The 24,030-nt window shown below is 71.0% G+C and carries 24 protein-coding genes and 4 pseudogenes; 14 read left to right on the top strand and 14 right to left on the bottom strand.

The features are described from left to right. The first annotated feature begins 297 nt into the window (after positions 1-297). The 4 genes from ACGFNV_RS04410 (at position 298) to ACGFNV_RS04425 (ending at position 2,306) form a co-directional block, all read left to right on the top strand. Complete coding sequence (locus ACGFNV_RS04410) at positions 298-789, top strand: DUF2975 domain-containing protein (protein ID WP_393619262.1); 492 nt, start codon at positions 298-300, stop codon at positions 787-789. Beyond that, complete coding sequence (locus ACGFNV_RS04415) at positions 789-1,010, top strand: helix-turn-helix transcriptional regulator (RefSeq protein WP_133925337.1); 222 nt, start codon at positions 789-791, stop codon at positions 1,008-1,010. The genes ACGFNV_RS04410 and ACGFNV_RS04415 overlap by 1 nt, the downstream gene beginning before the upstream one ends. Positions 1,011-1,170: 160 nt before the next feature. Then, positions 1,171-1,449: a hypothetical protein gene (locus tag ACGFNV_RS04420; protein WP_393619264.1), complete on the top strand. Its 279-nt coding sequence runs from the start codon at positions 1,171-1,173 to the stop codon at positions 1,447-1,449. 76 nt (positions 1,450-1,525) lie between these two features. Next, a protein-coding gene (locus ACGFNV_RS04425; RefSeq protein ID WP_393620024.1) for an IS5 family transposase occupies positions 1,526-2,306 on the top strand; the annotation gives its coding sequence in 2 pieces (ribosomal slippage) (positions 1,526-2,164 and positions 2,166-2,306; 780 coding nt in all). A 150-nt stretch (positions 2,307-2,456) separates the two neighbouring features. On the opposite strand, the pseudogene ACGFNV_RS04430 reads toward ACGFNV_RS04425, so the two are convergent. From ACGFNV_RS04430 to ACGFNV_RS04440, 3 genes and pseudogenes are all read right to left on the bottom strand, one after another. Then, positions 2,457-2,804, bottom strand: a pseudogene (locus tag ACGFNV_RS04430) (cupin domain-containing protein); the annotation flags it as partial. 212 nt (positions 2,805-3,016) lie between these two features. Further along, positions 3,017-3,268 (bottom strand): annotated as a pseudogene (locus tag ACGFNV_RS04435) (leucine zipper domain-containing protein); the annotation flags it as partial. Beyond that, positions 3,265-4,236, bottom strand: a complete 972-nt coding sequence (locus tag ACGFNV_RS04440; RefSeq protein WP_393619265.1) for an SDR family NAD(P)-dependent oxidoreductase — start codon at positions 4,234-4,236, stop codon at positions 3,265-3,267. The pseudogene ACGFNV_RS04435 and the gene ACGFNV_RS04440, both read right to left, overlap by 4 nt. 55 nt (positions 4,237-4,291) lie before the next feature. On the opposite strand from ACGFNV_RS04440, the gene ACGFNV_RS04445 reads away from it, so the two are divergent. Next, a complete protein-coding gene (locus ACGFNV_RS04445) occupies positions 4,292-4,714 on the top strand; it encodes a MerR family transcriptional regulator (RefSeq protein WP_393619266.1) in 423 nt (140 codons plus the stop codon). Positions 4,715-4,926: 212 nt separating this feature from the next. After that, positions 4,927-5,866 (top strand): annotated as a pseudogene (locus ACGFNV_RS04450) (IS5 family transposase). Positions 5,867-6,114: 248 nt separating this feature from the next. Here ACGFNV_RS04450 and ACGFNV_RS04455 read toward each other — a convergent pair. Both ACGFNV_RS04455 and ACGFNV_RS04460 read right to left on the bottom strand, forming a co-directional pair. Next, on the bottom strand, positions 6,115-6,333 hold the full coding sequence (locus ACGFNV_RS04455) for a hypothetical protein (protein ID WP_393620069.1): 219 nt from the start codon (positions 6,331-6,333) through the stop codon (positions 6,115-6,117). A gap of 261 nt (positions 6,334-6,594) precedes the next feature. Next, a pseudogene (locus tag ACGFNV_RS04460) lies at positions 6,595-6,777 on the bottom strand (transposase); the annotation flags it as partial. A gap of 160 nt (positions 6,778-6,937) precedes the next feature. On the opposite strand from ACGFNV_RS04460, the gene ACGFNV_RS04465 reads away from it, so the two are divergent. Then, entirely contained in the window at positions 6,938-7,636 is a 699-nt protein-coding gene (locus ACGFNV_RS04465; RefSeq protein ID WP_393619268.1) for an SDR family oxidoreductase, read from the top strand. 251 nt (positions 7,637-7,887) lie between these two features. On the opposite strand, the gene ACGFNV_RS04470 is transcribed toward ACGFNV_RS04465, so the two are convergent. Both ACGFNV_RS04470 and ACGFNV_RS04475 read right to left on the bottom strand, forming a co-directional pair. Then, positions 7,888-8,013 carry a hypothetical protein gene (locus ACGFNV_RS04470; RefSeq protein WP_393619270.1) on the bottom strand — a complete coding sequence of 42 codons (126 nt, stop codon included), beginning with the start codon at positions 8,011-8,013 and terminating at the stop codon, positions 7,888-7,890. Between the two features lie 86 nt (positions 8,014-8,099). After that, positions 8,100-9,344 (bottom strand): cytochrome P450, encoded by a 1,245-nt coding sequence (locus ACGFNV_RS04475; protein WP_393619272.1) that lies wholly within the window; start codon positions 9,342-9,344, stop codon positions 8,100-8,102. Between the two features lie 88 nt (positions 9,345-9,432). On the opposite strand from ACGFNV_RS04475, the gene ACGFNV_RS04480 reads away from it, so the two are divergent. Then, positions 9,433-9,678, top strand: a complete 246-nt coding sequence (locus ACGFNV_RS04480; protein WP_393619274.1) for a hypothetical protein — start codon at positions 9,433-9,435, stop codon at positions 9,676-9,678. Positions 9,679-9,692: 14 nt separating this feature from the next. Here ACGFNV_RS04480 and ACGFNV_RS04485 read toward each other — a convergent pair whose 3' ends face one another. Beyond that, on the bottom strand, positions 9,693-10,811 hold the full coding sequence (locus ACGFNV_RS04485) for a helix-turn-helix domain-containing protein (RefSeq protein WP_393619275.1): 1,119 nt from the start codon (positions 10,809-10,811) through the stop codon (positions 9,693-9,695). A gap of 525 nt (positions 10,812-11,336) precedes the next feature. Then, positions 11,337-12,311 (bottom strand): alpha/beta hydrolase, encoded by a 975-nt coding sequence (locus ACGFNV_RS04490; RefSeq protein WP_393619277.1) that lies wholly within the window; start codon positions 12,309-12,311, stop codon positions 11,337-11,339. 243 nt (positions 12,312-12,554) lie between these two features. Here ACGFNV_RS04490 and ACGFNV_RS04495 point away from each other — a divergent pair, with 243 nt between their 5' ends. Next, complete coding sequence (locus ACGFNV_RS04495) at positions 12,555-13,523, top strand: TerC family protein (RefSeq protein ID WP_393619278.1); 969 nt, start codon at positions 12,555-12,557, stop codon at positions 13,521-13,523. Between the two features lie 22 nt (positions 13,524-13,545). Here the strand turns inward: ACGFNV_RS04495 and ACGFNV_RS04500 are convergent, their stop codons facing one another. Beyond that, positions 13,546-14,502 (bottom strand): FkbM family methyltransferase, encoded by a 957-nt coding sequence (locus tag ACGFNV_RS04500; protein WP_393619279.1) that lies wholly within the window; start codon positions 14,500-14,502, stop codon positions 13,546-13,548. Between the two features lie 274 nt (positions 14,503-14,776). Then, a complete protein-coding gene (locus ACGFNV_RS04505; protein ID WP_393619280.1) occupies positions 14,777-15,340 on the bottom strand; it encodes an NAD(P)H-dependent oxidoreductase in 564 nt (187 codons plus the stop codon). A gap of 117 nt (positions 15,341-15,457) precedes the next feature. On the opposite strand from ACGFNV_RS04505, the gene ACGFNV_RS04510 reads away from it, so the two are divergent. From ACGFNV_RS04510 to ACGFNV_RS04520, 3 genes are all read left to right on the top strand, one after another. Beyond that, the gene (locus tag ACGFNV_RS04510; RefSeq protein ID WP_393619282.1) at positions 15,458-16,117 is read left to right on the top strand and encodes a TetR/AcrR family transcriptional regulator; all 660 of its coding nucleotides are present in this window, start codon (positions 15,458-15,460) and stop codon (positions 16,115-16,117) included. Between the two features lie 134 nt (positions 16,118-16,251). Beyond that, entirely contained in the window at positions 16,252-17,301 is a 1,050-nt protein-coding gene (locus ACGFNV_RS04515; RefSeq protein ID WP_393619284.1) for a LacI family DNA-binding transcriptional regulator, read from the top strand. Positions 17,302-17,408: 107 nt separating this feature from the next. Then, positions 17,409-18,845: a benzaldehyde dehydrogenase gene (locus ACGFNV_RS04520; protein ID WP_393619285.1), complete on the top strand. Its 1,437-nt coding sequence runs from the start codon at positions 17,409-17,411 to the stop codon at positions 18,843-18,845. Positions 18,846-18,984: 139 nt separating this feature from the next. Here the strand turns inward: ACGFNV_RS04520 and trxA are convergent, their stop codons facing one another. Continuing rightward, positions 18,985-19,365 (bottom strand): thioredoxin, encoded by a 381-nt coding sequence (gene trxA / locus ACGFNV_RS04525; protein ID WP_393619287.1) that lies wholly within the window; start codon positions 19,363-19,365, stop codon positions 18,985-18,987. 133 nt (positions 19,366-19,498) lie between these two features. Here trxA and ACGFNV_RS04530 point away from each other — a divergent pair, with 133 nt between their 5' ends. Beyond that, positions 19,499-20,929 carry a dihydrolipoyl dehydrogenase family protein gene (locus ACGFNV_RS04530; protein ID WP_393619288.1) on the top strand — a complete coding sequence of 477 codons (1,431 nt, stop codon included), beginning with the start codon at positions 19,499-19,501 and terminating at the stop codon, positions 20,927-20,929. A 317-nt stretch (positions 20,930-21,246) separates the two neighbouring features. Here ACGFNV_RS04530 and ACGFNV_RS04535 read toward each other — a convergent pair whose 3' ends face one another. After that, positions 21,247-21,894 carry a peptide deformylase gene (locus ACGFNV_RS04535; protein WP_133925324.1) on the bottom strand — a complete coding sequence of 216 codons (648 nt, stop codon included), beginning with the start codon at positions 21,892-21,894 and terminating at the stop codon, positions 21,247-21,249. A gap of 162 nt (positions 21,895-22,056) precedes the next feature. Between ACGFNV_RS04535 and ACGFNV_RS04540 the strand changes: the two genes are divergently transcribed. Then, positions 22,057-23,499, top strand: coding sequence for a PepSY-associated TM helix domain-containing protein (locus ACGFNV_RS04540; protein WP_393619289.1), 1,443 nt, complete (start codon positions 22,057-22,059; stop codon positions 23,497-23,499). A gap of 80 nt (positions 23,500-23,579) precedes the next feature. On the opposite strand, the gene ACGFNV_RS04545 is transcribed toward ACGFNV_RS04540, so the two are convergent. After that, on the bottom strand, positions 23,580-23,927 hold the full coding sequence (locus ACGFNV_RS04545) for a tetratricopeptide repeat protein (RefSeq protein ID WP_393619291.1): 348 nt from the start codon (positions 23,925-23,927) through the stop codon (positions 23,580-23,582). Positions 23,928-24,030: the final 103 nt, after the last annotated feature.

Below are 24,030 nucleotides of genomic sequence, written 5' to 3' on the forward strand. Positions count from 1 at the left end.
TGGATCCGCGAACACCGCGACGGCGTCGCCGGCACCGATGACTACATCCGCCTCGCCGGCCGCGTCACCGGCCAGGACCTGGGCCCCTTCCTCCGCTCGTGGCTGTACGGCGAGAAAGTCCCCGCCATGCCGGGCCACCCCGACTGGCACGCGTGAGCTGCCGCGGGTCGACGTCGTAGGGCTTCACCGGTCTCGTAGACGCACCGAGACATAGACACGTGGACAAGGGCCGCATCGCCTTGCTTTGCCTATCGACAATCGATAGATTTCCATCGCAACTCGATGGAAGGGTGAGCCATGGGAAAGCTGGCGGTGGGTGCGCTGCGCGCCGTGCTCGTGGTGGTGCTCGTCGGCACCGTGTTCGTACAGGCGTTGATGGTGTGGGCGTTGGTCAGCGGGAGCGACCCGGAGGACGGGTCGCTCCCGCTGACCCCGCTGCGCGTGGTCACGATCCTGGGCATGGTGTCGGTCCAGGTCGCCGTGATCTGCGTAGGGCGGCTGGTGGGCATGGTGCGACGCGGAACCGTGTTCTCCCACGCCGCCTTCCGGTACGTGGACGGGGTGATCGGAGCGATCGTGGCGGCTGCCCTCGTGTGGTTCGCGGTCACGGCCATCAATGCGCCGGGCCAACGGGACGACCCGGGCGTCACCGTCATCATGGGCGGGGTCGGCGTGGCCATCCTGGGAGTCGCCCTCATCGTGCTCGTGCTGCGGATGCTGCTCGCGCAGGCCGTCGCGCGCGACGTCGAAGCGGCGCGGATGCAGGCCGAGTTGGACGAGGTGATCTGATGCCGATCGCCGTCGACATCGACGTGATGCTGGCCAAGCGGAAGATGTCCGTGGGCGAGCTGGCGGACCGCGTCGGGATCACGCCCGCCAACCTGGCGGTCCTCAAGAACGGCCGTGCCAAGGCGGTGCGCTTCGCGACGCTGGCCGCGCTGTGCGAGGTTCTCGAGTGCCAGCCGGGCGACCTGTTGCGCTGGGAGGCCGAGGGCGTCGCGGGCGGATGACGCGCCCAGCGGGCGTGAAAACGCCCCCCGATCCCGTCGCGGGGGAGCGGGGATCCGGGGTGTAGCGCGCTACACCCCGGATCCGGGAGCCCGGTCCCTCGTGAGGGTCGGGTGGCTGACGGGATCGTGGGTGTCCCAGCCATCGGAAAGGGACCACCTCATGCTTACGAACCGTCCTCGTCGCCGCCGTGTCGCCGCCCTCGCCACCGCCGTCGCCGCCGTCACACTGACCGCGGGACTCCTCACCGGTTGCGAGGGCACCGACAACTCCCTGGACTGCCACCGCAACGCCACCGACGACAAGGTGGGCAAGGCGGTCGACGACCTGGGCCGGGCGATCGAGGACTACAACGACTCCGTACTGAACGGTGACGCCAGTCCCGACTCCAGCGGGATCGACAAGGCGGCGGACGAGTTCAAGGACGTCTGCAGGTCTTAGGAGTTGTCCGGTCGATCATGTGACTGTCTTGCTGTTCGGGTCGTTGGTGTGGGTATGGGGCGGGGCGCTCTGACGGATGGGGAGTGGGGTCGGTCGGCTGCGGCCGTTCCTGCCGGTCAGCAACGGGCGTTGTGGCCGGTGGCGGGATCGCCGGCAGGTGATCGACGGGATCCTGCACCGGGTGAGGACCGGTGTGCAGTGGCGGGATCTACCTGAGCGGTTCGGGCCGTGGAAGACGGTTTACGAACGCCACCGGCTGTGGTCGGCCGACGGTACGTGGGAGCGTCTGCTGCAGCAGGTCCAGGCCGCCGCCGACGCTGCGGGCGAGGTCGACCGGGACATCTCGGTCGACTCCACCATCGTGAGTGAGGGACTCGGCCGCTCGCGCGGCGGGTTCACCAGCAAGCTCCACTTGAGCGCCGACGGCCGCTGCCGTCCGCTGTCCCTGGTTCTCACCGGCGGACAGCGGGCAGACTGCACCCAGTTCAAGGCCGTACTGGAAAAGATCCGCGTCCCGCGCACCAGGCGAGGCCGGCCACGCACGAAGCCCGACAGTCTCGCGGCCGATAAGGGATACAGCAACCGTCCGTGCCGCACCTACCTGCGGCGCCGGGGCATCCGGCTCATCATCCCGGAGCAGGAAGACCGACAGCCAGGCCGCACGCCTGCGCAAAGGCTCACGCGGCGGACGGCCACCCGGCTTCGACGACGAGCGGTACAAGAAACGCAACACCGTCGAGCGGGCGATCAACAGGCTGAAGCAGTCCCGGGCCGTGGCCACCCGCTATGACAAGCGCGGCTTCGTCTTCCTCGGCACCGCCACTGCGGCGGCCCTCGTCATCTGGCTCCGCACATGACCGACCGGACAACTCCTTGGCGGGAGGCGGGTTGTCGAGGAGCTCTGGTCCGTACTGGGCGAGGAGGTCGGTGTTCTCCACATCGCGACGCGTGTCGGCTGATCCGACTGACTGGAAGTAACTCTCAACGGCTCCGGGGTTGTTGATGACGAGGACCTCCGCGGTCGTCGTGATCGGCTGGAACGTGTGGGGGACGTGCCGCGGGCCGTAGATGTAGGCTCCGGCTTCGGCGTCGTGCACATCGCACTCATCGAGGGATGCCGATCCCACCCAGATCCGGACACGGCCGGCAAGGACTACCCAGCTCTCATCCTCTCGGCTGTGGGTGTGCAGGGGCGGCGCGTCGCCGCGACGCATGGTCAGGCGCACGACGCTGACCACTCCGTCCGTCTCAGTGGTCGACACGGCCTGCTCGTTCACAGCGCTGAAGTAGTGGTACGGCGTGTCGTCTCCGGGGTTCCGCACGAGGGCAATGCTCATGTTTTCGATCCTCTCCATGGCGGTCTGTCAGCCACGATGTCGGGCTGGGTAACAGGTGTGTGCGATGAGGTCGTAGTCAGCCCGGTGGCCCGATACGCGGCCGCGCCGGAGTCGTGACGAGACCCTGAAGCTGTTCCGGCGACTGCCGCACAGGGAGGTGTGTGGTGCCCGACGCCGACGCCGGTCAGTCGCGCGGCCTGGGCTTCCAGCAGCAGCCGCCGGATGTTCTTCTGGCGTCGCCAGGATTCGATCTTCTCGATGACCCATGCCGAGGTCGAACGCGGGATGTGGTGTGGGGTCGACGGACGGTCGAGCAGACCGAGGTCACCATGACGGCGCCACCGGTTGACTCACTGCGAGGCGCACGCCCGAGAGATGCCCATTTCAGCGGTGACGTGCGCGATCGGGCGGGCGGGGCAGCGTTCGACGAGGCGACGTCGGCCTTCGATGGTCAGTGGTGCGTTGCGGTGTGGTGGCGTCATCGGAGGATCGGGGCGGTGCCGGTCGCGGCGATGGACAGGTCCCACAGCCGTGCGGCTGCATCGGGGTCGATGGCGTAGGCGCGGACGCCGCCGTCGTCCATGGACGCTTCGGGGGCGGAGATGCCGGCGATGTCGCAGTCCTCCAGGTAGAGGCCGCCGCAGTCGGCAAGGAGAGGGGAGGTGGCGGCCCACAGGCCGGTGGCGGCGCCCTGGGAGGGGTTCTTGAAGTCGGTGGCGATCACGTTGCCGTGCTCGTCCACCCACCCGCGGTCGATCTGTTCTTGGAGTGCCATTTCCCGCTGCAGCCCTGTGATGATCTTGCCTGGATGAAGGGAGAAGGCCCGGACGCCGTCGCCGCGCCCGAGCGTGTCGAGGTGTACGGCGAAGAGGGCGTTGGCGGTCTTGGCCTGGCCGTAGGCCAGCCACTTGTCGTAGCCGGTGCGGAAGTGCGGGTCGTGCCAGCGGATGTCGGTCAGGGTGTGGCCGGCGGAGCTGTTGACCACGACGCGTGCACCGTCGGCGGCGGCCAGGAGTGGGTAGAGCTCGCAGGCGAGGGCGAAGTGCCCGAAGTGGTTGGCGGCGAGCTGGCCCTCCCAGCCGGGTCCCACGCGCCGTTCGGGAGTGGCCATGACTCCGGCGACGGCCATGAGCAGATCGAGCCTGGCCAGGGAGTCGCGGATGTGTGCGGCGGCGGCCCGCACGCTGGCGAGGTCGGTCAGGTCCATGGGGATGACCTCGCAGCCCTTCACATTCGCGAGTGCGGCCCGCGCGATGTCAGGCCGGCGCGCCGGAACGATGACGCGGGCTCCGGCGGCCGCGAGGGTACAGGTGGTTTCCAGGCCGAGCCCGGAGTAGCCCCCGGTCACCACGGCGTTCGTGCCGGACAGATCGAGGCCCGCGGTGACGTCCTGGGCAGTGCTGGTGGCGGAGAAGTGCGAGCCGAGCGGCTGTTGATGAATGCTGGTCATGCCGTCGAAGCTACGATCTAGAGCGAGGTCTAGATCAAGTCCTAGACTGCGACGCATGGCCAGCACCGAGACTCCTGCAACGCCACTGAGCATCGGCGACGTGGCCGAGCAGACCGGACTCAGCGTCCACGCGCTGCGCTTCTACGAGCGCGAGGGACTGCTCGTCGGACCGGTCCAGCGCACCTCCGGAGGCCGGCGCCGGTACAGCGCGTTCGACGTCGACTGGCTGCTGATCTGCGTCAAGCTACGGGAATCCGGGATGCCGCTGGCCGACCTCAAGCAGTTCGCCGAGCTGGTGCGGCACGGTCCGGGAAACGAGGCGGAACGCCTGCAGCTTCTCGAAGCCCACCGGCGGCGCGTCGACGCACAGATCCAGGCACTGGAGGAGTGCCGGTCCGTCATCACCTGGAAGGTCGGCGTCTACGCCGACCACCTCGCCCGCGGCAAGGCCGAAGGACTCTGGGACCCCACGACCTGAAACCTCACCGGCAGCGTCAGCAACCTTCTGCAACAGCTAGTGACCTGAGTCGGAGATTTCCTCGCCAGATCGGCGGCCGTCAGTCGGATGCCGTGCGGCTGCCAGGTCCGGGCCGATTTGCTGGAATCCGGCCTCCGGCACGCCAGGCAGCTCGCGAGATCTACCCGAAAATCTCCGACTCAGGTCACCAGGCCGTATCTGATAATGATCTTGTGACGGGTCGAGGCGAGTTGACGGATACGGCGTGGGAGCGGATAGCGCCGCTGCTTCCGGGCGTGGACGGGTGCGGGCGCCCGTGGCGTGGTCACCGGCAGGTCGTCGACGGGGTGCTGTGGCGACGGCGGACGGGTGCGCCGTGGCGGGATCTGCCGGCGCGGTATGGGCCGTGGCAGACGGTCTATGCGCGGTTCGCCCGCCGGGATGCGGACGGCACCTGGGCGAAGCTGCTGGCGCATGTCCAGGTCCGTGATGACGCGGTGGGCATGGTGGAGTGGACGGTTTCGGTGGACTCCACGATCAACCGCGTCCATCAACACGCCGCCGGCGCCCGTAAAAAGGGGAGGCCGACGGGAACAGACTGGACGATCCGGAATGCTCGGCGGCACGGCAGGCCCTCGGCCGGTCCCGGGGCGGCCTGACCACCAAGGTTCACTTGGCGGTCGACGGCTGCGGCCGTCGCTCGTGCTCACACCCGGCGACGTCAACGACTCCACCGTGTTCGCGGCCGTACTCGACGCTGTCGGTGTCCCGCGGTCCGGGCGGGGACGGCCACGCACCCGCCCGGACCGGGAGCTGGCGGCCAAGGCCTATTCATCCCGGGCGATCCGCGCCTGGTGCAGTCGTCATGGCATCGCCGTCACGATCCCTGAACGCTCCGACCAGATCGCCAACCGGCTCCGTCGGGGCTCCCAGGGCGGCCGGCCACCCGCCTTCGACGCGGAAGCGTACAAGCACCGCAACGTCGTCGAGAGGTGCTTCAACCGGCTCAAGCAGTTCCGCGCGGTAGCAACCCGCTTCGACAAGCTCGCGGACCGCTACCAGGCTGGACTGCTCCTTGCCTCGCTGATCCTCTGGCTCCGCGAGCCCGGGTCGGCAGGCGCTCAGCGACCGGGCGACAGGACGGTGAGCACACCCGATGAGATCCCCAGCTGACCCAATCGGGACACAAGCGCTGCTTCCTGATGGATCTGCCAGGAACGGCTCGGCGGCCATGTGGGGCTGTGCCACTGACTTCGTGTCGCTCGGCTTCACTCCTGGGCGCTGTCATGGCTTCTGCACTGTTCGGCCCAGGTGCGCGCGCCTGACCTGCGGTGTCTCACGAGGCCAGCAGCGAACACACCCTGGCCACCGTCGTCGATCGGACGAGCGCCGTTCCGGCACCGACCTACCTCGCGAAGAAGTCATGTGCCGAGGCTGTTCTTGCCGGTCTGTTCGCTGCTGGAGCCTGCTTGGTGGGCTTCCCAGCAGTGCGTCGCTGGAGATCGGCGATGCCCTTGTTCGGGCAGTGCGTCGATGGCCTGTCCGCTGCCTTCGGAGCGGATGGACGGAGCGTCGGCCGGGGACGCCGCGGTGGCCGCGGTGGCCGCGGTGGCCGCGGTGGCCGAGGTGGCTCCCGCCATGACGAGAGCCGAGACCAGACCGACAGCGGCGGTTGCAAGGTGGCGCAGCCCAGTTCCGGGAGTACGGAGAGGCGGGGCTGGTCGGCAAGAAGAGGCTGCGTGCCCCGTCCCACGGGGAGCGCCGGAAGCACTTGTGGCCGAAGGGCCGTTGTACGGTGCAGGGTGTCTGGTGGCCGTTCGTCGCATACGCGCGGCAACGCAATGCGGCGGGCATGGGATCGGTGGTTCGCGGGCTTGCCCGCTCGGCTGGCTGGGCCGGACCGTCTTCCACGGCCCGTAGCGTTCCGGCAGATCGCGCCACTGCACGCCTGTCCGGATCCGGTACAGCACTCCGTTGATTACCTGCCGATGGTCCCGCCATCGGCCACAGCGTCGGTTGCTCACTGTCAGGAGCGGCTCAAGTCGCTCCCACCGGGCGTCAGTCAGATCACCCCTATGTCCCACAGTCCTATCAACGACTCAACTGATCGGCATGGCACTGCCTAACTCCTGATCCACAGTCAGGAGCGGAGCCGTCGGAGAAAGCCGGGAGCGAGCGTCGAAGATCGCTGGGTAGAGTGCAGGCGCTTTGCCCCGATGACCCCGTCGCCGAGGAGGCCGTCCCATGGAACCCGTCACGCTGATCACCGGTGGCTCGACCGGAATCGGCGCCGCCACCGCCCGCGCCCTGCTCAAGCAGGGCCACCGCGTGGCCGTCACCGGACGCGACGTAGGCAAGCTGGCCGCCTTCGCCACCACCGCGGGGGCGGGCGAGCGGCTGCTGACGATCACCGGCGACGCCGGCGAAGCAGATGACGTCGCCTCCGCCGTCCGCCACGTGCTGGACACCTGGGGCCAGCTGGACAACGTCATAGCCAACGCTGGTTTCTCCCTGCCCGGCAACCTGGAGACCCACGCCCCTGAGGACATGCGCGCCATGATCCTCACCAACGTCCTGGGCCCCGCCCTGCTGATCCAGGAGACCCTGCCCCACCTGAGGACCTCCAAGGGCCGAATCGTGATCATCGGCTCGGTCGCCGGCGTCCGCCACACCCCCGGCAACCTCTACTCCGTCACCAAGTGGGCCGCCCACGCCCTCGCCGAGAACACCCGCCTCCTGGTCGGCCAGGACGGAGTCGGCGTCACCGTTGTCGCCCCCGGCATCGTGGACACCCCCTTCTGGCACGCCCGCGGCGGCACCCCCGAGGCAGCCGCCACGATGACGGCCGAGCAGATCGCGGACACCATTGTGTTCGCCGTCAACCAGCCCGCAGGCGTGGACATCAACCACATCACGGTGCGGCCGACGGGGCAGGCTGGCTGAGGTAGAGCTCCCAAGGGTCGTACGGGGAGGCGCCTTTGGCTCCGCCAAGCATGGTGTGGCGCGGGCCGGGGGCGCCTTCGGATCTGGGCCGCCACCCCGCGGCGTTCCTAAGCACCGTCACCGCCGTTGCCTTGATCATCGGGCTTTGGACTTGAGGTCATCTCACAACGCAAGGGGACGGTAGGCCAGAGCCTGATCGACCACCTCTGCCGCTGTCGGATTCCGGCTCTTGGGCCAGAAGATCAAGTCGCTCACATATCCGCTGGGACAGGCAAGGCCCGGTCAAGCGCCTCCACTATGCCGCTGGCCTCGGCATCGTCGGCGTAGTCCCCGTCCGTGATCTTCTGCACCATTGCGACGGCGGTTTCGGGTGCCATCACCGCCTCCTTCGAGAAGAAGTGGCAGCTCAGCGACTTACGTGATCGACCGGACAACCCCTGGGCGGGCGGGGCGGTCGTACGGATCACCAGGTCACCGGCAGCTCGTAGACGCCGTAGACGACGCCGTCGTCCTTGAACGGGATCTTCTCCAGGTCGGTGGCCCGGCGCAGGGTCGGGACGCGGCGGAAGAGGGTGCTGTAGACGACCTGGAGTTCCAGTCGGGCCAGGGGCTGGCCGAGGCACTGGTGGACGCCGAAGCCGAAGGCCATGTGGCGGCGGGCGTTGCGGCGGACGTCGAGCCGGTCCGGTTCGGGGAAGAGCCCGGCCTCCCAGTTGCCGGTGGCGCCGGGGATGACGACGCCCTCTCCGGCGCGGATGACCAGACCGCCGACCTCGACGTCCTCGAGGGCGACGCGGCGCTGGCCGTTGTGGACGATCGTCAGATAGCGCAGCATCTCCTCCACCGCGCCCGCGACGACCTGCGGGTCGTCCGTGTCGCGGACGACCGCGAGCTGCTCCGGGTGCTCCAGGAACGCCAGGACACCGAGGGCGATCATGTTGGCGGTCGTCTCGTGTCCGGCGCCGAGCAGAAGCAGGCCCAGCATGGCGGCGTCGCGGCGAGTGAGGTCGCCGTCCCGCATCCGGGCGGCCAGTTCGGAGAGCATGTCGTCGGCCGGGTGGGCGAGCTTGGCCTGGAGCTGCTCGTCCAGGTACGTCAGCAGTGCGCCGGAGGCGGCCCGGGACTCCTCCGGGGAGACGTCCCGGCGGACGCCCACCTTGCTCTTGCTCTGGAAGAACTCGTGGTCGTCGTACGGCACCCCGAGCAGTTCGCAGATCACCAGCGACGGCAGCGGCAGCGCGAGGGCCTCCACCAGGTCCACGGGCTTGGGGCCGGCCAGCATGGCGTCGATGAAGGCGTCGGTCATCCGCTGGACGGCGGGCCGCATGGCCTCGATGCGCTTGATGGCGAAGGGGGCGGTGACCATACGGCGGATGCGGGTGTGCTCGGGGTCGTCCATGTTGAGGAACGACGGCGGGTTCCTGGTGAAGGCGTCCTGGAAGGCCGCGCTGGAGTGGGGGTATCCCGGCAGGGTGGGGTCGACGCTGAGGCGGCTGTCGCCGTACAGGGCTCTCTGATCCGCGTACCGGGTGACGAGCCACGGCGTGCTGTCGTCCCACAGCCGGACTCGGGAGACCGGCTTCTCGGCGTGCAGCCGCATCATCTCCGGGGGCGGCGCGAACGGACACCCGGCCGCACGGGGCATCGGGAACTCCGGTGTCGCACCGCCCGTCTCGTCGCTCGCGGCCTGCGTCAGCGTGTCGGACACGGCACTCCTCACTGTGGGGGGAAGGGGGCCGCCGCCATGCAATCCGAAGACTCTGACAAGTCGCCGCCAAAGAGCTGACAAGAAGAGGATGTGTGCCAGATCACAGGGGCCGGGCTGTGCCCGCCAGCACGAGAAGCTGATGGCCCTGGCCGGACTGCCGCTCGACAAGGCGGCCGTGACGGTCCTTCGGTACGTCGCCGAGAGTGAGTACCTGAGAAATGGCCCTGACGGACTGGTCCCCGAGGACCTCCATCACCTCGCCGCGCTCTTCCGCCGTCTCGTCGACGACTTCGTCACCCACGAGGACCCGATGGAGGCCGGCCCTCCCGCCTGACGGCCTCTCGACGCTCAGGGGCGGGCCAACCTGCGCATCTCCAGGGCAAGTTGGAGTCTGAGCCGGCCTTGCGGGGTCCGCACCGGCCAGCCGAGGAGGTGTTCGGCGTGGGTCAACCGGTCCTGGAGGGTGGAGTGGTGCACGTTCGCCTCGGCGGCGGCCGCCCGCAGGCTCGCCGTCGTCGCCACGGCGTGCAGCGTCACCAGCAGCCAGGGCGCGTCCGCGGCGGCCGCGTCCAGGTCCTGCACGTCGGACGGCGGCTCGCCCCCCGGCGCGACGAGATCGGCCAGCAGCGCGAGACCGCCGAGCTCGTCGGCGTACACGACCCGCGGACCGGGATCCTGCGCGGTGCCGTCGGCGGTGAACCGCAACGCGGTGCGCGCGGCGGCCCAGGAGCGGGGCAGCTCCGTCAGGGGAACGGCAGGGCCGACACCGGCACGCAGCGAGCCGGGTGGGTCTGGGACGGGACGGCCGACGGGGCTTTCGGGGTGCGCGGCGGGAAGGGGGACACGGGCACCGGAGCGCCCGGCGGGCGTTTCGGCCGGCCAGGTCCGTGCGGCCTGCGCGGTCTGCTCTGTCTGCTCGATCCGCGCGTCCGCGGGGAGGACCTGTGGCCGGCCGCCGAGCGGGGCGAGGGCGCGGGCCTGTGCGCCCGGGGCCAGTCCGAGGCGGCGGGCCGCGTGCAGCCGGGCCGCCTCGGGGGCGGTGGCGTCTAGGACGGTTTCGACCAGGGCGGGGTCGTCGATCGGTGCCCGGCCGCGCGTGCGGTCCAGGACGAGTCGTACGGCACCCGCGGCCCGCTCCAGGATCACCGCGTCCACCACACTCGGCGCCGCCCCGGCGCGCTCCAGCCACAGCGCCGGAGCACCGCCCGGCGTCAGCGCGGCCGACGGCCACCGCGGATCAGGCAGCAGGTCGGTGTCGCGGCGCGTGCCGTCCGCCTCGACCCGGATCCGCACCTGCCGGTCCACGTCGACGAGCCGCGCCGCCACTCCGGCGAGTACGGCGGCGCCCCGCACCAGCGCCTCCATCCCCGCCCGGGACTCGGCCAGGCGATCGAAGTAGGCGATGACCTGCACAGCGGCCCCGGCATCCGGGTCCAACGCGGTCAACCGCCCGGCCAGCTCTTTCATGCGCCCATGATGCGCCACACCCACGCCCCCGAACAGCGCCCGCACGAGGGCCACCGGCGAGACCGCACGTCCGCGCCCACGCGACATCGTCCCCTTCGGGGGTGCCGGGCCGCCCGCGGCACCGGCACCGGCCAGGCCGGAGCCCGGCGTCACCTACCCGGCGGCACGACGCGGAAGACCCCCAGCTGAACGCGAGGCAGGCCCCGACGTCGGCGGCGCGGGCGCGACTGCGGTGCCGGCTCGCTGCAGGGGCAGGGGCAGGGGCGCCGGGGGTCGGCCTGTGGGCGCCGGTGCCCTGTGCCCTGGCGGGGGGCTGGTGCCCAGAGCCGGAGGCCCGGGGCTTAACGCGGATCCCGCCCGGGGCGGACACGCGGGGCCGATGTCGGCGGGGGCGGTAGGTGTGGTGTCGGCTTGCCGAGGGAGCGGGATCAGCGCGGGCCTCGCGCGTTCACCACCCGAGGGGCGCGATCAACCTGGGCCACCAAGCCCCGCGCGCGATATCCCCCCCGCGGCCGGCGCCCGCCCTCACTCCGCGAGCAGCCTCCGCAGCCAGGTCAGTTGGGCTGCTCGGGCCGAGCGGGAGAGAGAGGCCTGTGGGGCGAAGCCGTCGAAGCCGTGGAAGCCGCCGGGCCAGACGTGGAGCTCGGCGACGCCGCCGGCCTGCCAGATGCGCGAGGCGTAGGTGACGACCTCGTCGCGGAAGGTCTCCGCGGAGCCGACGTCGAGGAAGGCCGGGGGCAGGCCGGAGAGGTCGTCGGCGCGGGCGGGGGCCGCGTAGGGGGAGACGTCGGGGCCGCCGCGCAGTTCGCCGAGGAGCGCGGTCCACCCGGTCTCGTTGGCCGTACGGTCCCAGATGCCGAGCCCCGCCATCTGGTGGACCGACGGCGTGTCGTTGCGGTCGTCCAGCATCGGGCACATGAGCAGCTGGCCGAGCGGGCGCGGGCCCCTGCGGTCCCGCAGGAGCAGGGCGAGCGCCGCGCTCAGGCCACCGCCCGCGCTGGCCCCGGCGATGACGATCCGCTCCGGGTCGGCGCCCAGCTCCTTGGCGTTCTCGGCCGTCCACACCAGCCCGGCGTACACGTCCTCGACCGGCGCGGGGTACGGGTGCTCCGGCGCGAGCCGGTACTCCACGGACACCACGACGGCGTCCAGCTCCTTCGCCCAGGCCAGCGGCCCGTCCACCCCGACCCGGTTGTTGCCGAGGATCATGCCTCCGCCGTGGACGTGGTAGATCAGGGGGCGCGGACCGGAGGCCGCCGGGGCCGTGGGACGGCAGATCAGCAGCGAGATCGCAGGCGAACCCTCGGGGCCGGGCACCTCCCGGTCCTCCACCTCGAAGAACCCGTCCAGCGTCAGATCCAGCTCGGCCAGCATCTCGATGCCGGGACCCCGGCGGGCGTCGTCGATCTCCTCCGGGGTGATGCCCGGCGAGATCATGTCCTTGATCAGTTCCAGGGCGGCGGCGAGTTCGGGGTCGAACGGGGGTGGGACCGAGGTCATGGCTACTCCTCACGCGGAACGCGGCGGCTCGTGCGGCCCATGATGAGCGCACGCCCGGCCGCCCGGACCGCCGCCGTACGGCGGAACCTGCCCGCCATTCGGCGGGTGGCCGCCCGAACACCCGAACCCATTCCTTACCAGGACGTGACCTCTTGTTCACCCCTCGGAGGTGGAAGGGATCCAGCCACCCGACAACGATGTCCATTCCCCCACAGGATCTTCGCAGGCCCAGGAGTACCTCCCGTGAATGTGTCCCTCACCGTCTGGATACTGACCGTCGTGGCCCTGTGCGCCCTGGTCGGCGTCGACTTCTTCATCGGCCGCAAACCCCACGAGGTGACACTGAGGGAGGCGGGGACCTGGACGATCGTCTGGGTCGTGCTGGCGTGCGTTTTCGGCCTCGGGGTGTTCCTCTACGGCGGCGGACAGCCGACCGGTGAGTTCTTCGCCGGCTACATCACCGAGAAGTCGCTGAGCGTCGACAACCTCTTCGTCTTCGTCCTGATCATGGGCAAGTTCGCGGTGCCGACGCAGTACCAGCAGCGGGTGCTGATGGTCGGCGTCATCATGGCGCTCGTGCTGCGCGCCGGCTTCATCGCCGCCGGCGCCGCGATCATCTCGGCGTTCTCCTGGGTGTTCTACCTCTTCGGCGCCTTCCTGATCTGGACCGCGTGGAAGCTGGTCCAGGACGCCCGCAAGGAGGAGCACGAGGAGGAGTACCAGGAGAACAAGCTGCTCAAGGCCGTAGAGCGCCGCTTCGGTGTCGCCGACCGCTACCACGGCACCAAGCTGTTCATCACGGAGAACGGCAAGCGGATCATGACCCCGATGCTGGTCGTGATGCTCGCGATCGGCTCCACCGACGTGCTCTTCGCGCTCGACTCCATCCCCGCGATCTACGGGCTGACCCAGGACCCGTACATCGTGTTCACCGCCAACGCCTTCGCGCTGATGGGCCTCAGGCAGCTGTACTTCCTGATCGGCGGCCTGCTGAGGAAGCTGGTCCACCTGTCGTACGGCCTGTCGATCATCCTGGGCTTCATCGGCGTCAAGCTGGTGCTGCACGCGCTGCACGAGTCCGGGGTCCACGTCCCGGAGATCAGCATCCCGTTCTCGCTCGGCTTCATCGTGCTCGTCCTGGCGATCACGACGTTCACCAGCCTCAGGGCGTCCAGGAAGCTGGAGCAGCAGGCCGAGGCGAGCGGGGCGTAGCGCGGGTCGGTCCGACGCGGGGTCAGTCCGTCGCCGGGGCCGCGTCCGCGCGCATCATCACGCAGTCGAACTCGATCACCCGGCCCGTGTTGGCCTCACGGGTGACGGGGTACATCCCGGTGATCCCGAAGCCGCCCGCCTCGTACGTGGCGATCGCCTCGCTCATGCCCGGGCTGCCCTCGTACAGCCGCAGCACGGCGACCTCCGACTGGAGTCCCACGAACTCCCCGACGCGCTCACCGGCTCCGGCGAAGACCTCCAGGTCGTAGCCCTGGGTGTCCATCTTCAGGAAGGGGCGCGGGTCGGTGATGCCGTCGAGGGCCTTCTCCATCATGCCGTCGAGGCGGCGGATCTGGATCTCCTCCGTCTCGGACTTGGCGAACCGCAGATAGCGGTCCTTGCCGTAGTCGCTGGGCGGCAGGACGGAGTTCATGCTGTTCCAGCCGATGTGGATGGTGCTCGCCGTGTCCTCGCGGCCGAGGCCGTAGTGGTACACCCACCAGTCCGGATCGTTCTCGGCGGCCTTCTGGAGCTTGGCGAAGGTCCCGGCGGTGGGCTCGAAGGACACGATGCGTCCGGTGTAGCCGTGGCGGCGCAGCCGGCGGGCGTACTGGCCGGCGTTGGCGCCCACGTCGAACACGCAGTTCACGCCGTAGAACTCCAGCATGGCGGCCACGTGCTGGTGGCAGAGGTATTCGGCCGCCGCGAGCTGCAGCTTGCGCTCGTCCTGAAGGGCGGCGGGGTCGAGCAGGAGGCGCGCGCCGCTGTCGCCGAGCTTGACACTCGTCGACTGGGCGCCCCCCTGTTCCCTTTCCGCGCGGGACTTGCGGCGCCGCACCACCCAGGTGTCCTCGCCTGCGCCCGTCACCGACCAGCGGCCGTTGTCCCGCGCGACCACGTCCGCGCCCTGGGCCAGGGGCATTCTGACCCGCCGGTTGCGCCGGGAGACCACCGCCGATCCCGGACCGAGGTCGGTCACGTGCAAACCAAGTCGAGGCATCAGAGTCAGCAGTCGTCGATAAAGTGTCTGCATCCGTCCAGCCAATCAGAGATGACGGCCAGTGGTCGCGGGCTTGAACGATTTTTCGGCAGCTTGACTCAGAAATCGCTTGCTCGACCTCTCGGCGAGCGACCGCAGAGCGATCCGGCAGGGCGATCGGGCAGGACGATCGGGCAGAGCGATCCGAGGCACGCGAGAAGGGGGCCGGAAGACTCCGGCCCCCTTCGTGTCTCAGACGGCGATCAGGCAGTGATCAGGCGGCGGCCGGCTCCGTGGCATGGCCGTGCAGGCGCTCGACGACCTCGGTCAGCTGGGCGGCGACCTCGGTGTCGTCGGCCGGGTGGGTCTCGGCGAAGCGGGTCAGGGAACCGGGGATGGAGAGCTTGATGTCCTCGATCACCTTGCCGCCCGCGATGCCCACGGACTTACGGGTCTCGTCCTGCGCCCAGACGCCGCCGAACTGGCCGAACGCGGTGCCGACCACGGCGACCGGCTTGCCGCCGAAGGCTCCGGCGCCGTACGGGCGGGACAGCCAGTCGATGGCGTTCTTCAGGACGGCCGGGATGGTGCCGTTGTACTCGGGCGAGAAGAAGAGGAAGGCGTCGGAGGCCTGCGCGGCCTCGCGCAGCTTGGCGGCGGCGGCCGGGACGTCGCCCTCGACGTCGATGTCCTCGTTGTAGAACGGGATCTCCGCCAGGCCCTCGAACAGCTCGACCTTCGCACCCTCGGGGGCGAGCTTGGCGGCTGCCTCGGCGAGCTGGCGGTTGGTCGAACCGGCGCGAAGGCTGCCGACGAGCGCAAGAATGCGAACGGACATGCTAACTCCCTGACGTGCGAAAAAGTGCCGTTGGATCCGGACCGGGGTCCGTTTAGCTTTGTATCACCCTAAGCGGACCGCGGTCCAGTTTTGTTCCCAGTGCTTTACGCTGTTTTCATGTCCGCCGCCCCGCCGCCGTTCCCGAAGACGCGACAGTCACTCGCCGCGACCGAGTTGTTGCAGGTCGGCCCCATCGAGGAGGAGCCCTGCCTGCGTGCCGACGCGGCCCGCAACCGGGCCCGGCTGCTGGAGGCGGCCGGGCGACTGGTGGCGGAGCACGGCGCGGCCGGGGTCACCATGGAGGCGGTGGCGGTCGCGGCCAACGTGGGCAAGGGCACGGTCTTCCGTCGCTTCGGCGACCGCACCGGCCTGTTGACGGCACTGCTCGACCACTCCGAGAAGAAGTTCCAGGCCGCCTTCCTCGGCGGCCCGCCGCCGCTGGGCCCCGGGGCACCCCCCGCGGAGCGGCTGCGGGCGTTCGGCTGCGCCCTGCTGCGCCGCTCGGTCGACGAGCTGGACCTCCAGCTGGCGGCCGAACCGAGCCCCGAGCGCCGTTTCTCCGCCCCGGTCCGGCAACTGCACCACGGCCATGTCGCCCTGCTGCTGCGGCAGGCGGTGCCGGACGCGGACAGCGAGGTCCTCGCCCACACACTCATGAGCAGCCTCAACCCCGTCCTGGTCCACCACCTGACCAGCCGCTGCGGGATGCCGATCGAGCGCCTGGAGGTGGCCTGGTGCGACCTGGTCGCCCGGGTGACGCGGACGTCGCTCGGGTGACGCGTACGTTGCCCAGTGACGCGTACGTCGCCGAGACGGCCCGTACGGAGTGAACCGCCCCCATATGCACGCCAGTTCGTAGAAATCGGGACCATGTTCCCCCGCCCGGACCCCGGCTCCGCGCTTCTGCCAAGATGCCGTACGTCATGGTGCAGATACCGAAAACGCCCGCGCCCCTGCCGTCCCCCGCACCGCGCCCGGTACCCACGAGCGCCGATGTGGCCCGCCTGGCAGGCGTCTCGCGCGCGACCGTCTCCTACGTCCTGAACAACACCAGCGCCGTACGGATCAGCGAGCCGACGCGCCGCCGGGTCCACGAGGCGGCGAAGGAACTCGGGTACGTGCCGCACGCGGCGGCCCGCAGCCTGCGCGCGGGACACACCCGGATCGTCCTGATGCCCGCCCCGCCCGTCCCGGCCGGCCCGCTGTACAGCCGGTTCGTGCACGACTTCCAGCGCGCGCTCAGCCGGCTCGACTACACCGTCGTCCAGTACGGCGCCAGCGGCCTGCGCGGTGACGAGGCCGCCCGTGCCTGGGCCGAGCTGCGGCCGGTCGCGGTGCTGGTGCCCGGCCCCGGCATCGGCCCGGACGGGGTGGCCGTCCTGAAGCGGTCCGGAGCCCGGGCCGTGGTGACGCTCGGCGCCGAGCCGGTCGAGGGCGCCCACGCGCTGCTCATGGACCACGAGGGCGTCGGCAGGAGCGCGGCCGAGCACCTGTACGCCCGCGGCCGCCGCCGTATCGGCGTCGTCGTCCCGCAGGAGCGGGGCATGGAGATGTTCTCCCGGCCCCGCCTGGACGGCACCCGCGCCGCCCTGCGCGGCACCGACGCCACCGTGACCGAGCTGCCGCTCGCCCACACGGAGGAGTCCGCGGCCGCCCTCGCCGCCCGCTGGCGGGACCTGGGCCTGGACGCCGTGTTCACGTACAACGACGAGTACGCCATGCTGCTGATGCGTGCCCTCCAGGACGAGGGCGTGCGCATCCCCGAGGACACGGCCGTGATCGGCGCCGACGACCTCATGCTCGGCCGGCTGTTGCGCCCCCGGCTCAGCACCATTCGCATCGAGCTGCCTTCGGGGCGCGACCTGGCCGGACTCGTCGACCGCGCGGTGCGCAATCCGGGAGCGGAGCCCGAGGCGCGTGAGACGTACGGTGCGACGGTGGTGCGGCGCGAGTCGAGTTGAATCGCCAGGCTCACGCGGTGCTCACCCGCGTCCCCTCCCGCTAGGCTGTTGAGCGCTCAACCAAAGGGTACGCGTTCGACCACCGCATGCTGAATCGGAGAGCCGCCATGCCGTTGCTCGACCAGAAGACCTGGCAGTCCCGCACTCTGTCGGGCCCCGAGTACGCCGTCACCGAGCCCGCCACCGGCGACCGGCTCGCCACGGTCACCCTCGCCGCCGCGCAGGACGTCCGCCCGGCCGTCGAGGCGGCCCGCGCCGCCCAGACCGAATGGGCCCGCGTTCCCCACTTCGTCCGCGCCGGGGTGCTGCGCAAGGCCGGTGACCTGTTCGCGGCCCACGCCGAGGAGCTGCGCGAGTGGCTCGTGCGCGAGTCGGGTTCCATAGCCGGCAAGGCGGACTTCGAACTGCACGTCGCGGCCCAGGAGTGCTACGAGGCCGCCGCCCTCGCCTCCCAGCCGGCCGGCCAGGTGCTGCCCAGCGAGGCCCCGCGCCTGTCGTACACCCGGCGGGTCCCCGTGGGCGTCGCTGGTGTGATCGCGCCGTTCAACGCTCCGCTGATCCTCTCGATCCGCTCCGTCGCCCCCGCGCTCGCGCTGGGCAACGCGGTCGTACTGAAGCCGGACCCGCGCACCGCGGTCTGCGGCGGGCTCTCCCTCGCGGCGGTCTTCGCCGAGGCGGGCCTGCCCGAGGGGCTGCTGCAGGTTCTGCCCGGCGGCCCCGACGTGGGCCAGGCACTGGTGGCGGACCCGGGGGTACCGGTGATCTCGTTCACCGGCTCCACGGCGGCCGGACGCGCCGTCGGCGAGGCGGCGGGCCGCCACCTCAAGCGCGCCCACCTCGAACTCGGCGGCAACTCCGCCCTGGTGGTCCTGGAGGACGCCGACCTCGACGCCGTGATCTCCACGGCCGCCTGGGGCTCGTTCTTCCACCAGGGCCAGGTCTGCATGACGACCGGCCGTCACCTGGTGCACCGGTCCCTCTACGAGGAGTACGTCGAGCGGCTCGCCGCCAAGGCCGACTCCCTCGCCGTCGGCGACCCGCACCGCGCTCAGGTCCACCTCGGGCCCCTCATCGACGGCACCCAGCTCGCCAAGGTGCGGGCACTGGTCGAGGCGAGCACCGGCGGGGGCGCCAAACTGGCCGCGGGCGGCACCCACGACCAGCTCTTCTACCGCCCGACCGTCCTGTCCGGCGTCGACGACCACACCCCCGCCTACGCGGAGGAGGTGTTCGGCCCGGTCGCGCCCGTGCGACCCTTCGACACCGCCGACGAGGCGGCGGCCCTGGCCGCGGACAGCCCGTACGGCCTCTCGCTGGGCATAGTCACCCGCGACACGGCGCGCGGACTCGACCTCGCCGAGCGCATCCCCACCGGCATCGTCCACATCAACGACCAGACCGTGAACGACGAGGCCGTGGCCCCCTTCGGCGGCATCGCCGCCTCCGGCACCGGCGCCCGTTTCGGCGGCGAGGCCAACCTGGAGGCCTTCACGGAGCTGCGCTGGACGACGGTGCGGGGGGATGTGGCGCCGTACCCCTTCTAGGGACTGTCGCCGACTGACGGTCGTCCTTTCGGTCGGGGGCGCCGTCGGGTAGGCGGGAGTCGACGCCAGGGCCCGGCGGAGGGCGCCCCGCACATCCCCTCCACGGGGAGGGCGCCGCCCCGCGCGGAGTTACGCGGAGTTACTCGGCCTGGGCGTCGGCCTGCTGCTCGGCGATCGACTTGCGGACCTCGTCCATGTCGAGCTTGCGGGCCTGTCCGATGACGTCCGTCAGGGCGGACTCGGGCAGGGCGCCCGGCTGTGCGAACACGGCGACCTGGTCTCGTACGATCATCAGCGTCGGGATCGACTGGATGCCGAAGGCCGCGGCCAGCTCCGGCTGCGCCTCGGTGTCCACCTTGCCGAACACCAGGTCCGGGTTCTCCTCGGCCGCCTTCTCGTAGACCGGCGCGAACTGACGGCACGGCCCGCACCAGGACGCCCAGAAGTCGATCAGGACGAACTCGTTGTCCGTGACCGTCTGGTCGAAGTTCTCCTTGGTGAGCTCCACGGTGCTGCTCATGGCGTGAATCCCTCTTCCTGGGTTCGGGGGCGAAGCCGTCGGCACAACACGGCCGCACGACCACCTATTCCGCATGGTGTCCGGCGCGCATACCCATGTGGCTTCGTCGCACACCACCCACCAGACTGACCCCATGACGGAAACGGAAACCATCGCGTACGACGTCGTGGTGCTCGGAGCCGGGCCCGTGGGGGAGAACGTCGCCGACCGCGCCCGCGCGGCCGGCCTCACCACCGCGGTCGTGGAGAGCGAACTGGTCGGCGGCGAGTGTTCGTACTGGGCCTGCATGCCCAGCAAGGCCCTGCTGCGCCCGGTCATCGCCCGCGCCGACGCCCGCCGCGTACCGGGCCTCAGCCAGGCCGTGCAGGGCCCCCTCGACGCGGCCGCGGTCCTCGAACACCGCAACTACTACACCTCGAACTGGAAGGACGACGGCCAGATCCAGTGGTTGGAGAGCATCGGCGCCGACCTCCACCGCGGCCACGGCCGTCTCACCGGAGAACGCACGGTGACGGTCACCGGCCCCGACGGCGAGCGGCGCGTCCTCACCGCCCGGCACGCGGTCGTGGTCTGCACCGGCAGCCGCGCCCAGCTGCCCGACCTGCCCGGCCTCGCCGACATCAAGCCCTGGACCAGCCGGGAGGCGACGAGCGCGCAGACCGTCCCCGGCCGCCTGGTCGTGGTCGGCGGGGGAGTGGTGGCCACGGAGATGGCCACCGTCTGGCAGGCCCTCGGCTCCGAGGTCACCGTCCTCGTACGCGGCAAGGGCCTGCTGAACCGCATGGAGCCCTTCGCCGGCGAACTGGTCGCCGAGGCCCTCACCGAGGCCGGCGCCGACATCCGCACCGGTACCTCCGTGGAGTCGGTGGCCCGCGAGAACGGCGGCGTCGTGGTCGTCACCGACCGTGGCGACCGCATCGAGACCGACGAGATCCTCTTCGCCACCGGCCGCGCCCCACGCACCGACGACATAGGCCTCGACTCCGTCGGCCTGGAGCCCGGCAGCTGGCTCTCCGTCGACGACAGCCTGCGGGTGACCGGCACCGACTGGCTCTACGCCGTCGGCGACGTCAACCACCGGGCACTGCTCACCCACCAGGGCAAGTACCAGGCCCGCATCGCCGGCGCAGCCATCGCCGCCCGCGCCTCCGGCGTGGCGATCCCCGAGTCGGAGCCGTGGGGCGCCCACGCCGCGACCGCCGACCACGCCGCCGTCCCCCAGGTCGTCTTCACCGACCCTGAGGCCGCCGCCGTGGGCCTCTCCCTCGCGGAGGCCGAACAGGCCGGCCACCGCGTCCGGGCCGTGGACGTGGACCTCTCCTCGGTCGCCGGCGCCGGCCTCTACGCCGACGGCTACCGTGGGCGCGCCCGCATGGTCGTCGACCTGGAGGAGGAGATCCTGCGCGGCGTCACCTTCGTCGGACCCGGCGTCGGTGAACTCATCCACTCGGCGACGATCGCCGTCGCCGGACAGGTCCCGATCAGCAGGCTGTGGCACGCGGTGCCGTCGTATCCGACGGTCAGCGAGGTGTGGCTGCGGTTGCTGGAGGCCTATCGGGGGTGAGCCGAGGGCTCTGAGGAGGCGGGGGAGGGTTCGCGCCGAACGGTGCGGGCCACCTCCTCGGCGGCCCGGGCCCGCTGCTCGAGCTCACGTTCCCCAAGGTCGGGGACGATCCCGACCGCCTCGCTCAGCAGCTCGGCCGCGGCGGCGAACTGCCCCAGCAGCAGAGGGCGGCGCCGAGGTTGTGCAGCGCGTTGGAGGTGAACTCCGTTTCACGGTAGGACAACGAGCCTTCCGCTCAGCCCGATCGCGGGATCACCCGTCCTCAGCCCAGGGCACTCAGCCGGAGCCCTCAGTCCAGGGCCCGCAGCCCGAGGCACTCAGTCCGGCAGGCGGAACCCCAGCGCGGCAGCCGCCCGTTCCGGTGTCGCCTGCGCCCAGTACTCGGCCGCCGCCTGGTGCGACGACAGCGAGCGCGGCTCGGCCCGGTCCAGGTAGAGGACGCCGTCGAGGTGGTCCGTCTCGTGCTGCACGATCCGTGCGGGCCAGCCAGTGAACACCTCGTCCAGCGGGCGCCCGTGCTCGTCCGCACCGGTCAGCCGCACCTCGGCGTGCCGCGCCACCACCGCCTGGTAGCCCGGCACGCTCAGGCAGCCCTCGAAGAACGCGGCACGGGCGGTGCCGACGGGCGCGTAGACCGGATTGACCAGCACCCGGAACGGCTGCGGCACCCGGCCCCGGACCACTCTGATCTCCTCCGGAACCGGCGCCGGGTCCTCGATGACCGCGATCCGCAGCGCCACGCCGACCTGCGGCGCGGCGAGGCCGACGCCCGGCGCCGCGTGCATGGTGCGGCGCAGGGCCTCGACGAAACGGGCGAGGAGCGCGGGCTCCAACTGGCCTTCGAAGCGCTCGGTGCCGCGCCGCAGCACCGGGTCGCCGGCCGCGACGATGGGCAACGGGCCGTCGGTGGCGAGGAGTTCCTCGACCCGCTCGGCGAGGGGCGCGCGGTCAGGGGAAGATGCCATCGCGCCAGGATGCCACGGCACCGCACGACGACCGGTGCGCTCCGGCGCAACGCCCTCGTGTGACGCAGGCCACTGACGTCGCCGGGAACTCGGCCATGTCGCCCCCCGACTACTGGAGCGACACGGGCTGAGACAGGCCCCGGACCCCGGAGAAACCCGCCGATGACCACCGCTTCCTCGCCCTCCCCCACATCCGGCTCCGCTCCAGCGGGGGGATCCCCATCGGACGAGGCCCCGCAGCCGAGCGCCCCCGCGCCGACCCCCGGCAGATGGGCCCCGCTGCGCCCGCTGATCCTGCGACTGCACTTCTACGCCGGCGTGTTCGTGGCACCGTTCCTGCTCGTCGCCGCCGTCACCGGATTCCTCTACGCCGGCGCGTTCCAGGCCGAGAAGCTCGTGTACGCCCACGAGATGACGGTGTCCGTGGGTGAGACGAAGCAGCCGATCTCGCAGCAGGTGGCCGCCGCCCGCAAGGCTTACCCCGAGGGCACGGTCTCGGCCGTACGTCCCTCCCCGGAGGCCGACGCCACCACCAGGGTGCTGCTGTCCGGCGTCGAGGGCGTCGACCCGACCCACACTCTCGCCGTGTTCGTCGACCCGTACACCGCCAAGGTGCGCGGCTCCCTCGAACAGTACGGTGCGACCGGTGCGCTGCCGTTGCGCACCTGGATCGACGAGTTCCACCGCGATCTGCACCTCGGAGAGAACGGCCGGCTCTACAGCGAGTTCGCCGCGAGCTGGCTGTGGGTGATCGCGGGTGGCGGCCTGGTGCTGTGGTTCTCCCGGCGCCGCGCCCAGCGCAAGGTGCGTGGGACGAGTGGACGGCGCCGCACCCTGGGTCTGCACGGCAGCGTCGGCGTGTGGGCCGCCGTCGGTTTCCTCTTCCTCTCGGCGACCGGCCTGACCTGGTCCACGTACGCCGGCGCCAACATCGACGAGCTGCGCACCTCGCTCGGTCACTCCACCCCGTCGGTGTCCACGACGGCGGGCGGCGATCACGCGGGCCACGGCGCGGCGGCCGGCTCCGGCTCCGGCGGGGACGCCGGGCACGGCGTCGGCCTGGACAAGGTGCTGGCGGCCGCGCGCGCCGAGGGGCTCGGCGACCCGGTCGAGATCGTTCCGCCCGCCGACGCCTCCTCCGCGTACGTCGTCAAGCAGGTGCAGCGCAGCTGGCCCGAGAAGCAGGACGCGGTCGCGATCGACCCGGCCACCGGCGAGGTCACCGACGTCCTGCGGTTCGCCGACTACCCGCTTCTGGCGAAGCTGACCCGCTGGGGCATCGACCTGCACACCGGCGTCCTCTTCGGCCTGGTCAACCAGATCGCCCTGATGCTGCTGGCGCTCTCGCTGGTCCTGCTGATCGTGTGGGGCTACCGCATGTGGTGGCAGCGCGGCCGCGGGTCCGCCTTCGGCCGCCCGATCCCGCGCGGCGCCTGGCAGCAGGTGCCCCCGCAGATCCTCGTCCCGCTGGCGGCCGCGGTCGCCGTCCTCGGCTACTTCGTACCGCTGCTGGGCATTCCGCTGGTGGCGTTCGTCGTGGTGGACGTGGCTCTCGGTGAGATCGCGTACCGGCGGGGACGGCGGACGTACGGGAAGGCGGCGTAGCGGCAGGGCAGGTGCGGACGTGCGGCGGGCCCGGCTCCATGGGGGAGCCGGGCCCGCGCATATGGAAGGGGTAGGCGGGATCAGATCTCGTCGAAGTCGCCCGCGAGGGCCGAGGCGAGGCGCAGGTGTGGTCCGGCCTCCTCGTGGCGCCCCTGGCGTTCGAGGGTGCGGCCCAGCATCAGCCGCGCGTAGTGCTCCACCGGGTCACGCTCGACGATGGCGCGCAACTCGGACTCGGCGCGCCGCAGTTGGGCCGAGTGGTAGTAGGCGCGCGCCAGCAGGAGCCGCGGTCCTGTCTGCTCCGGCACCTCCTCGACCAGCCCGTTCAGGACGCGGGCCGCGGCGGCGTAGTCCTTGGCGTCGAAGAACATCCGCGCGCGCTCCCAGCGCTCCGCCTGTGTTCCGTGGTCGTAGTACGTGATGTCCACGCTGACCTCCTTCGAGGCCGACAACGGAGTAGATTGATTCAATATTCCACTACGTGAGGGGGGCGGCGCTGGGCCCCTTCGCCGCCGGTCGAGGACGCGCTGA

The organism is Streptomyces sp. NPDC048751, from assembly GCF_043198595.1.
Classification (GTDB): domain Bacteria; phylum Actinomycetota; class Actinomycetes; order Streptomycetales; family Streptomycetaceae; genus Streptomyces.

Excerpts from the sequence above, each read along its gene's own strand:
- ACGFNV_RS04410 (WP_393619262.1), top strand. The coding sequence starts at position 298 with ATGGGAAAGCTGGCGGTGGGTGCGCTGCGCGCCGTGCTCGTGGTGGTG.
- ACGFNV_RS04415 (WP_133925337.1), top strand. The coding sequence starts at position 789 with ATGCCGATCGCCGTCGACATCGACGTGATGCTGGCCAAGCGGAAGATG.
- ACGFNV_RS04420 (WP_393619264.1), top strand. The coding sequence starts at position 1,171 with ATGCTTACGAACCGTCCTCGTCGCCGCCGTGTCGCCGCCCTCGCCACC.
- ACGFNV_RS04440 (WP_393619265.1), bottom strand. The coding sequence starts at position 4,236 with ATGACCAGCATTCATCAACAGCCGCTCGGCTCGCACTTCTCCGCCACC.
- ACGFNV_RS04445 (WP_393619266.1), top strand. The coding sequence starts at position 4,292 with ATGGCCAGCACCGAGACTCCTGCAACGCCACTGAGCATCGGCGACGTG.
- ACGFNV_RS04455 (WP_393620069.1), bottom strand. The coding sequence starts at position 6,333 with ATGGCGGGAGCCACCTCGGCCACCGCGGCCACCGCGGCCACCGCGGCC.
- ACGFNV_RS04465 (WP_393619268.1), top strand. The coding sequence starts at position 6,938 with ATGGAACCCGTCACGCTGATCACCGGTGGCTCGACCGGAATCGGCGCC.
- ACGFNV_RS04470 (WP_393619270.1), bottom strand. The coding sequence starts at position 8,013 with ATGGCACCCGAAACCGCCGTCGCAATGGTGCAGAAGATCACGGACGGG.
- ACGFNV_RS04480 (WP_393619274.1), top strand. The coding sequence starts at position 9,433 with ATGTGTGCCAGATCACAGGGGCCGGGCTGTGCCCGCCAGCACGAGAAG.
- ACGFNV_RS04485 (WP_393619275.1), bottom strand. The coding sequence starts at position 10,811 with ATGAAAGAGCTGGCCGGGCGGTTGACCGCGTTGGACCCGGATGCCGGG.
- ACGFNV_RS04490 (WP_393619277.1), bottom strand. The coding sequence starts at position 12,311 with ATGACCTCGGTCCCACCCCCGTTCGACCCCGAACTCGCCGCCGCCCTG.
- ACGFNV_RS04505 (WP_393619280.1), bottom strand. The coding sequence starts at position 15,340 with ATGTCCGTTCGCATTCTTGCGCTCGTCGGCAGCCTTCGCGCCGGTTCG.
- ACGFNV_RS04510 (WP_393619282.1), top strand. The coding sequence starts at position 15,458 with ATGTCCGCCGCCCCGCCGCCGTTCCCGAAGACGCGACAGTCACTCGCC.
- ACGFNV_RS04515 (WP_393619284.1), top strand. The coding sequence starts at position 16,252 with ATGCCGTACGTCATGGTGCAGATACCGAAAACGCCCGCGCCCCTGCCG.
- ACGFNV_RS04520 (WP_393619285.1), top strand. The coding sequence starts at position 17,409 with ATGCCGTTGCTCGACCAGAAGACCTGGCAGTCCCGCACTCTGTCGGGC.
- trxA (WP_393619287.1), bottom strand. The coding sequence starts at position 19,365 with ATGAGCAGCACCGTGGAGCTCACCAAGGAGAACTTCGACCAGACGGTC.
- ACGFNV_RS04530 (WP_393619288.1), top strand. The coding sequence starts at position 19,499 with ATGACGGAAACGGAAACCATCGCGTACGACGTCGTGGTGCTCGGAGCC.
- ACGFNV_RS04535 (WP_133925324.1), bottom strand. The coding sequence starts at position 21,894 with ATGGCATCTTCCCCTGACCGCGCGCCCCTCGCCGAGCGGGTCGAGGAA.
- ACGFNV_RS04540 (WP_393619289.1), top strand. The coding sequence starts at position 22,057 with ATGACCACCGCTTCCTCGCCCTCCCCCACATCCGGCTCCGCTCCAGCG.